The organism is Vibrio sp. Hep-1b-8, assembly GCF_006124995.1.
In the GTDB taxonomy this organism is placed as follows: domain Bacteria; phylum Pseudomonadota; class Gammaproteobacteria; order Enterobacterales; family Vibrionaceae; genus Vibrio.
This window is the reverse complement of the sequence record NZ_QEWN01000086.1, coordinates 87,781-96,397: the sequence shown is the minus strand read 5'-3', so window position 1 is coordinate 96,397 and position 8,617 is coordinate 87,781. Positions and strand designations below refer to the sequence as shown.

General features: G+C 47.1%; 7 protein-coding genes. All 7 read left to right on the top strand.

What is annotated here, in order from left to right; translation table 11 throughout:
* On the top strand, positions 1–237 hold a 237-nt coding region (locus DA100_RS08940; RefSeq protein WP_171052188.1), incomplete at its 5' end, for a transposase.
* 133 nt (positions 238–370) lie between these two features.
* Complete coding sequence (gene ppnN / locus DA100_RS08935; RefSeq protein ID WP_138971816.1) at positions 371–1,735, top strand: nucleotide 5'-monophosphate nucleosidase PpnN; 1,365 nt, start codon at positions 371–373, stop codon at positions 1,733–1,735.
* Positions 1,736–1,799: 64 nt separating this feature from the next.
* Positions 1,800–2,576: a flap endonuclease Xni gene (gene xni, locus DA100_RS08930; RefSeq protein WP_138971815.1), complete on the top strand. Its 777-nt coding sequence runs from the start codon at positions 1,800–1,802 to the stop codon at positions 2,574–2,576.
* A 315-nt stretch (positions 2,577–2,891) separates the two neighbouring features.
* Positions 2,892–4,961 carry a type VI secretion system tip protein TssI/VgrG gene (gene tssI / locus DA100_RS08925; RefSeq protein ID WP_138971814.1) on the top strand — a complete coding sequence of 690 codons (2,070 nt, stop codon included), beginning with the start codon at positions 2,892–2,894 and terminating at the stop codon, positions 4,959–4,961.
* On the top strand, positions 4,961–5,731 hold the full coding sequence (locus DA100_RS08920) for a DUF4123 domain-containing protein (RefSeq protein ID WP_171052187.1): 771 nt from the start codon (positions 4,961–4,963) through the stop codon (positions 5,729–5,731). Before tssI ends, DA100_RS08920 begins: the two co-directional genes overlap by 1 nt.
* Positions 5,728–7,788, top strand: coding sequence for a DUF2235 domain-containing protein (locus DA100_RS08915; protein WP_138971812.1), 2,061 nt, complete (start codon positions 5,728–5,730; stop codon positions 7,786–7,788). The genes DA100_RS08920 and DA100_RS08915 overlap by 4 nt, the downstream gene beginning before the upstream one ends.
* The gene (locus DA100_RS08910; protein ID WP_171052186.1) at positions 7,781–8,611 is read left to right on the top strand and encodes a DUF2931 family protein; all 831 of its coding nucleotides are present in this window, start codon (positions 7,781–7,783) and stop codon (positions 8,609–8,611) included. The genes DA100_RS08915 and DA100_RS08910 overlap by 8 nt, the downstream gene beginning before the upstream one ends.
* Positions 8,612–8,617 lie beyond the last annotated feature (6 nt).

The following is an 8,617-nucleotide window of genomic DNA, read 5'->3' as shown; positions in this document are numbered from 1 at the left end:
GTACTAAATATCGAACTACATTATCTTCCACCTTACAGTCCAAACCTCAACCCAATTGAGCGGCTTTGGAAGGTAATGAACGAGCAGTCGAGGAATAACGTTTACTTCAAAAATAAACGAGACTTCAAGGAAGCCATCGATCAATTTTTTACTGTGACTCTTCCAGAGATCGCAGGTTCACTGACGTCTCGAATCAATGATAATTTTCAGGTACTCAAGCCTGCATTTTCAAGTTGATTGGGTATATATCATCAAAAACCTGCTAAGCTTAAAAGACCGTTGCTGAACAATAACTACTTGTTGGCAACTCATAAGGACAAGAATAACAACGATAATGTACTCGACTAGAGTACTGTTCAAGGAGGTCACTATGATCACGCATATCAGTCCAGCTGGCAGTATGGACTTACTCTCTCAACTTGAAGTTGAGCGCCTTAAGAAAACTGCTTCGAGTGATCTTTACCAACTCTACCGTAACTGTACTCTAGCGGTACTCAACTCAGGTAGTCATACTGACAACTCAAAAGAGCTGCTGGATAAGTACAAATCATTTGATGTAAACGTGGTGCGCCGAGAGCGTGGTATCAAACTAGAGCTAAGTAACGCTCCAGAACATGCGTTCGTTGATGGAGAAATCATCAAAGGTATCCAAGAACATCTGTTCTCGGTTCTGCGTGATATCGTCTACGTTAACATGCACCTTGCGGACAATCAGCGTCTCAACTTAACCAACGCTAGTCATATCACTAACCTTGTTTTTGGTATCTTGCGCAATGCGGGGGCACTCACTCCGGGTATCGAACCTAACCTTGTTGTCTGCTGGGGTGGCCACTCGATTAATGCAACAGAGTACCAATACACACGTGAAGTCGGTAACGAACTGGGTCTACGTGAGTTGAATATCTGTACAGGTTGTGGCCCCGGCGCAATGGAAGGGCCGATGAAAGGCGCGGCAATTGGACACGCCAAACAACGTTACTATGAACAACGCTATCTTGGCCTCACTGAACCATCGATCATTGCCGCAGAGCCGCCAAACCCGATCGTGAATGAACTGGTTATCATGCCTGATATCGAAAAACGTTTAGAAGCGTTTGTGCGAATGGCGCATGGTATTGTTATCTACCCTGGAGGTGCGGGGACCGCAGAAGAGTTGCTATACATTTTGGGTATCATGATGCACCCAGAAAACGCAGAACAACCTCTACGTATCGTACTAACAGGGCCTAAAGAGAGTGCAGAATACTTTAACTCCATTGACCGCTTCATTGGGGATACGCTCGGTCCAGATGCTCAGAAGCATTACCAAATTGTTGTCGACGACCCAGCCAAAGTCGCTCAAATCATGAAACAGAGCATGGCAGAAGTCCGTCAACACCGTAAAGACACCGGTGACGCCTACAGCTTCAACTGGTCACTAAAAATTGAGCCAGAGTTTCAGTTACCGTTTGACCCAACGCATGACAATATGTCGAGCCTTGATCTGCACCTCAATCAACGCCCAGAAAATCTCGCCGCAGCCTTGCGTCAAGCCTTCTCTGGAATCGTGGCTGGTAACGTAAAAGCAGAAGGGATCCGAGAGATTGAACGACATGGTCCATTTATATTGGACGGCGATGCAACTCTGATGAAAAAAATGGATAAGTTGCTTAGAGACTTCGTTGAGCAAGACCGTATGAAACTGCCAGGGGGCACCGCATACGAACCTTGCTATCAGATTAAGACCAGTAGTTAGTGACTGGCATTCTTAGCTTCATCCGATACAATAAGGGCCCTGTGCCCTTATTTTTTTGATTTGTATGTCTATTCATCTTGTTATTATCGACGCGCTAAACCTGATCCGCCGAGTCCATTCAGCCCAACCTGATCCCAACGATATAGCAAGAACGATATCAACCACATCTCGTACCCTGCATAGGATATTGTCTGAGTCCAAGCCGACGCATATCATCGCAGTGTTTGACCACCACTTGCAAGAGCGAGGATGGCGAGCGGAAATACTTCCAGAATACAAACAAAATCGGAAGCCAATGCCAGAGCCTTTACTAAAAGGGTTAGAGTCGATCCAAGATGCATGGTGGAAGATTGGAATCGATTCGTTACTTTCTGAAGGTGATGAAGCTGACGATCTGGTAGCGACACTCGCCATGAAAGTCGCCAACCACAATGAGAAAGTCACTATTGTATCGACAGATAAGGGCTACTGTCAGTTACTCTCACCGACTCTGCAAATCCGTGACTACTTCCAACATCGTTGGTTAGATGAACCATTTATCGAGAATGAGTTTGGCGTTAAATCTAAGCAATTGGCGGATTACTGGGGATTGACTGGGATTAGCTCAAGTCAGGTAACGGGTGTACCAGGCATTGGTCCTAAAGCCGCAAAAGAGATTCTGAATCAATTTGAAGATATCGAGCAAGCTTACGCCAGTGAAGCGCTCCCCGCTAAGTACAGAAAAAAACTCGATGAACATATAGAGTCAGCGCGCCGATGCAAACAAATAGCCGCTCTGAAAACGGATATAGAGCTTGGGTTTAACTTGCAAGATATTCGTTTTACTGGTGCTAAAGAGTAAAAAATTAGCACCTTAATCAACCGAACAAGGTAAGTTAACCAACTTCTACGTTAACCACTCGATACTAAATGGCCATTATCTGCTCATCAAGCAATAGAACCAAGATCAAATTGTTTGATATTGAAACAATCCTGATACTCAACCAACAGCATAAAGATGAAAAATCAGTGTGATTCAAATGACAAGCGATCGAGGGCAAGTACTCACACATCCCCCTCACTATGTTGGGTATCTAGGAAGCCTTAATCTTTAACCGCCATGAGTGGTACTGTACGTTAACGTTATGGCTTTCTCCCTTTTCCCCGAGGAGAAAAAATGGCCACTTTAGCGTATACCATCAATATAGAAGGACTCGGCGATGATGCCTTGGTTGTGACTCAGTTCGATGGGCAAGAGTCCTTGTCTGCCAGCGTGTTTCATCATCGACCTTGTTACGGTTTTTGTTATCAAATCACCTTAGCCAGCCGTCGGCATGACTTAACCGCAGACCAAGTGGTGGATCGGCAGGTCGAGCTGCGTATGTACCGCAACCAAGTGTTGGTGCAGCGCGTACATGGGATAGCGCGCGCGTTCACGCAGGGCAACATTGGTCATCACCATACTCGCTATGCCTTGACGCTGGTACCTGCGCTGGAACGTCTCTCGCTGCGCCACAACAGCCGGATTTTCCAACATAAGACTACGCCCGACATCATCGAGACCCTATTGCAGGAGATGGGCATTCATGACTATGCCTTTTCACTGCAACGCGAGCCGGCTCAACGTGAGTTTTGTGTCCAATACCGTGAAAGTGACCTCGACTTTCTCCACCGCCTCGCCGCGGAAGAAGGCATGGTCTACAGCTTTATTCATGAAGCCGGAAAACACACCTTGCTGTTCAGTGATGCCAGTGTGCTGCTGCCCTCCTTACCTCAGCCTATTCCGTACAACGGGTTAGCGGGTGGTGTCAGCGATGTGCCCTATATCCAAGATTTTTCTTATCAATCCGAGGCCCACGTCAGTGAGGTAGAACTCAAAGACTACAGCTTTAAAAACCCGGCTTATTCCTTTAGCCAATTGGCTCACGGCACGGAGATGGATTACCAACAACCCACTTACGTGCACTTTGATGCGCCAGGCCGCTATAAAGGTGACCCAAATGGCATCGCCTTCACCCGCACTCGCTTGAGTTATCTGCGCCGTAACGCCCAGTTAGCCAAAGGCAAAAGCAACGAATTGTTGCTCCGCTCAGGGTATAAATTTACCTTGAGTGACCACCTCAACACATCCTTTAATCGCGCTTGGCTGCTGGTTCAAGTCAATCACCAAGGCGAACAGGCTCAAGCACTCGAGGAAGAGGGCACGCAAGGCAAGACGACCTACGCCAACCAATGGCAAGCCATCCCCGCTCATCTCAATTGGCAAGCGCAGCCAGAGACCAAACCAACCGTTGACGGCCCAATGATCGCCACCGTCGTCGGCCCAGAGGGAGAGGAAATCTTCTGTGACGAACATGGTCGCGTGAAAGTCCATTTCCACTGGGATCGCGAAGAGAGAAACCCTGAACATCGTTCATGTTGGGTGCGAGTCTCTCAAGGTTGGGCGGGCAGCCAATATGGCATGGTCGCTTTGCCTCGCATTGGTCACGAAGTGATTGTCTCATTTCTCAATGGTGACCCTGATCAGCCCATCATCACGGGGCGCACCTATCATGCAGTCAATAAACCGCCTTATGTACTGCCCAAGAACAAAACCAAAACCGTCTTGCGCAGTGAGACCCACCAAGGACAAGGCTTTAACGAACTGAGTTTTGAAGACCAAGCAGACCAAGAACAAGTCTATCTTCATGCGCAGAAGGATTTTGACTCGATAGTGCTGAATGACATGACCACCCATGTTAAACACGATCAACATACCATGGTGGACAACGACCACTTCACTCAGATTAAAAACCACCACAACCTCACCGTGGAGGGCGAAAGCCGTACTTTGGTCAAACAAGATGCCACCTCGATTGTGGAAGGGAATCTGCACCAAAAAATCGCTCAGTTGCATGCATTTGAAATTGGCAATGAACTCCACATCAAAGCCGGTATGAAGGTCGTTATCGAAGCGGGCTCTGAAATGACTTTGAAAGCCGGTGGCAGCTTTATAAAACTAGACGCGTCTGGTGTTAGCTTGGTTGGCCCTAGCGTGAATTTAAACTCGGGAGGCAGTGCAAGCACAGGATCTGGGTTTGCGGGGAAAGTCGCTCAGTTACCTTTAAGAAGCAACGACACGGCATCATTAGAAAAGACAGATGAAACCTCATCGACCAACGTCACTCAACCTGCACTGCTGCGGGCAGAAAACGAGAATGTCAGCACGGTAAAAGCATGTCCTGCCGAAAAACAGGAGAATGCTTAATGATGACATTTGATGAAAAGACAAATCTCTATTGGCTCGTTACGGCCAGCAATTTCAGACATACCATTCAAACCACCGGTGCATTAGAAGGTGCCGCACCGGTCTTCGATAATTCATTTTCAAACGAGTTGATGCCCTTGTCTCCGTGGCTCATCCCGATTGAGACACTCAATCCAGCACTTCAAAACGAGCTAACGCAAGGCATCATCTTAGCCAGCAAGACCGAATTTAATGGCGTTATGGCTCACTTACGCAGCCTTCTCTGGGCCTATCTAGAGGGAGAAAAGGTGTTGTTCCGCTTTTATGATCCTATCGTCATTATGCCCATGCTCGCCGTGATGAGTGACGGTGACCGTTATCAGTTTTTAGGGAACATAAGTCATTGGCTACATTGGCAAGGTGAAAAATATACCTGCTATGAAAGTCACTCGTCCCTGGCTTTTACTTTGCAAACAAACCCTTGGTGGAGAGTGAAAAGTGAGCACCTGACAGCAAAAGAAGACCACACCACACTCGCCACCAATATTGAGCGAGCGTTATGGCGTGTGCTACCAACAGCAATCAACAGGTTAGCTAACCCCAAACAGTTTATAGAAAAAGCCTTGCAACAGTTTCCGCCAATGTATGCCACCTCTGTCGATAGACAAATTTACGTACTGGCTCACTTAATTAAGGCTGAGATCGTCAACATCAATGATGTGGTTGACGTTTTGCACTTATCACTGACTGAGCGAGAGCAACTGGAGTACGTTATAGGAGCATTAAAATGACTTTTGGAGCCTTAGGTGTCAGTGAGCACTGCATTCCTTGCGAAAGCTACACCCATTGGATAGAAATCCATATTCGCGATGAACATAACCAACCATTCCCCAACATCAAAGGGAATTTGATCGACGCAAGTGGAGCGGTTTACCCAGTGACCCTTGGAGAGGAACCGATACGCTTGGTAAGCTTGGCTCCTGGACGTGTTACTCTCCAATTCGATAATCCAACCTGGTTATATCACACCCAGCGTCGACTGCCCTTTGACGGTGAGACTTCTCCTGTCCAGCAATGGCTTAAACAGAACCCAGCCGCAAGCAGTGGTGCTTCTTGGACGCATCATACGCTAACCTTGGGTGACTTTGTGCAGCTAGAGCAAGGGCAAAACATCCCCAAACGCCACCAAAAAGAGGCGCTTGGCGTGGTCAAACTGGTTACGGATACCAGTCACTTCGTGACCATCCAAGGCTGTCGCTATATTACTCTAAGGTTAGGGATGTTTTTTGATGGGACAGCCAACAACAGCTACAGTGCCAAATGGGGCAAAGCTCGATTAGAGGATCGCTACTACCTATGGCAAGCCGCTTATCAGGTATCAGAAGATATTGCTAACACTCAGGATATTCATCCAACGCAATTCATTGAAAAATGTTTCGATTGGGCCGACATAACAAGCAGCGCGGCCAATGAACTGACCAATATCCAGAAGCTCTTTGACCTCTATCAGAGTGGCACCTTCAATGAGGATAAAACTGTCTACCGTTTTGCTCAATACATTACTGGGATAGGCACAGGCAATAGCACCGATATTGCCAAAGCAGATGAAGATAACAAGGGATTGGCGTTTGGTTTGGGTAAATATGGCATTATCAATAAAGTCCACACTGGAATTAAAGAGGTGTGCAGCCAATTGGATCTGATTCTCATAGCCATTGAACGTGAAGAGAAGATCAAAATCGACGGTTTAAACAAGCTAGAATTTGACGTGTTTGGCTTTAGTCGCGGTGCGGCGGCGGCAAGGCACTTCATTAATACTGTTCTGGCGGGCAAGCAAAATGTGTTCGCGCAAGAGTTTACCCGAACATTGCAACAATTAGCTGGCGATTACACTCTGGTCACCGACTTTGATTGGGATAGCAACCAATCTTGCGAAGTAATGTTTGCTGGGCTATTTGATACCGTCGCTGCTTACGGATTGGCACACAATGATAATGATGAACCGGTGCGATTATGGTTAGATCCTGCCAGAGTACGCAAAGCCGTCCACCTTGTGGCCAACAAACACAGCGAATACCGCTATAACTTTAGCCTTAACAGACTCAATTCCGCCCCTCATTTTGATGAAATCGTCTTGCCTGGCGCACATTCCGATATTGGTGGCGGCTATCACTCACGTGTCGCCTTCTCCAACGCAGACTATCTATTACCGCTACTCGAAAATAAACGCATAGCAAGCGTGCAAAACACCGACTTATCCCTGTCCGGGCAAAAAAAACAATTTGCCGCTCTAACCACAGAGCTTGAACATGCGTTAGATATTGAACTTAAACACGGTTGGCTATGGCAAGACTATTTACTGACTAATCCAGAATTGACCTATGAAGGGAAATACACCAGCGGTGCGATAGCGCATCTGCTTTATCGCAAATGTACCGAAGGCGATTTATCACGCCTCTACCTAAGGGTGATGTATGGACTGGCAGAATATGCTGACGTGCCTGTATATGACAAAGCAGAAGGCCCTTATGTTTGGAATTGCCAAGAAAGTAATAAAGACGCCCACTTATACTATCCGGTTCAAAGTCAGTTGGCCTATCCATACCTACCAACTCTACCCCCGTATCCATTTGGCGAACTGTGCCAAAGCGCCCTAGAACAGGCAAAGGCTGGCAAAGTACACGAAATAGAACAACTACTAGGATCGCAAAGCATGCTTGATAACTTTATTGCCCTGGGGCTGATCCATCACTCCTCCGATATCGATGATTGGTTTGGTATCGTGACCCCAAATAAACCTCACACCATTAATCAACGCTATGCACGCGAGGAGTACGACGGTGAATAAACGCTATCTCGCAATCACAACGATTGCCATACTCGCTCTAATCACTGGCTTAGTCGGACGTACTAAGCCAAACTACCCTGATGACCCTAGGTTTAGGCCTTGGCGAATTGGCGCCGCAATCTCTTATAATTACCCTGCGTCGGTTAACGAAGCCTACGGTGTCAATTACCAAGAGGACTGGACCAGTATGATGCTGCCGTATGGCGGATTGCTGCAATCTCGATACAAGATGGAAAAATATCGAGAATATACCTATCCAGACTACGATGGCTATGCAATACCTTTGGGCGTACCGGTCAACTTCACTTCAAGACAAATTGGCACTGGCATAAAATCCTTACCCGATGAACTCTATCTCTATTGGGGGAGCCATGGTTTTCGCTACGCCACCGTCGTTAAGGTCACCGCGCAAATTAAAGCGGCTATAGTGAAGCCTTATCCCGAATATCCAGAAGAGCCCGAGGGGCCTACATGCTACCAAACTGATTTTATGTTTGGCCTACTTCCAGACGGGAGAGCGAAAATGTGGCTCAAAGGATGCGCTTATATCACCTACATTGGAGAATACTCGGCATCAAAAGCGGTGCCAATCCCTCCCCCTGCCCCAGAAAAAGAGTTAGAGCCACTGACACCAGAACAGATCGAGCAATTTGGACACCTTCTGTTTGACACGAAACCCAAAAAGAGACCACAACCACCCAAGATGTACCCAAGACCATCACTTGATGACCCAATCCCGTGGGATAAAGTCAATCAAGTCTGGTATAACCCGAGCTATAAAGTACAGAATCTAGCAGATGTTGTTCCAAGCACACCAGAGTAGCCATCA

Bases quoted from the DNA above. Each gene is read 5' to 3' on its own strand.
- ppnN (WP_138971816.1), top strand. From the start codon at position 371: ATGATCACGCATATCAGTCCAGCTGGCAGTATGGACTTACTCTCTCAA.
- xni (WP_138971815.1), top strand. From the start codon at position 1,800: ATGTCTATTCATCTTGTTATTATCGACGCGCTAAACCTGATCCGCCGA.
- tssI (WP_138971814.1), top strand. From the start codon at position 2,892: ATGGCCACTTTAGCGTATACCATCAATATAGAAGGACTCGGCGATGAT.
- DA100_RS08920 (WP_171052187.1), top strand. From the start codon at position 4,961: ATGATGACATTTGATGAAAAGACAAATCTCTATTGGCTCGTTACGGCC.
- DA100_RS08915 (WP_138971812.1), top strand. From the start codon at position 5,728: ATGACTTTTGGAGCCTTAGGTGTCAGTGAGCACTGCATTCCTTGCGAA.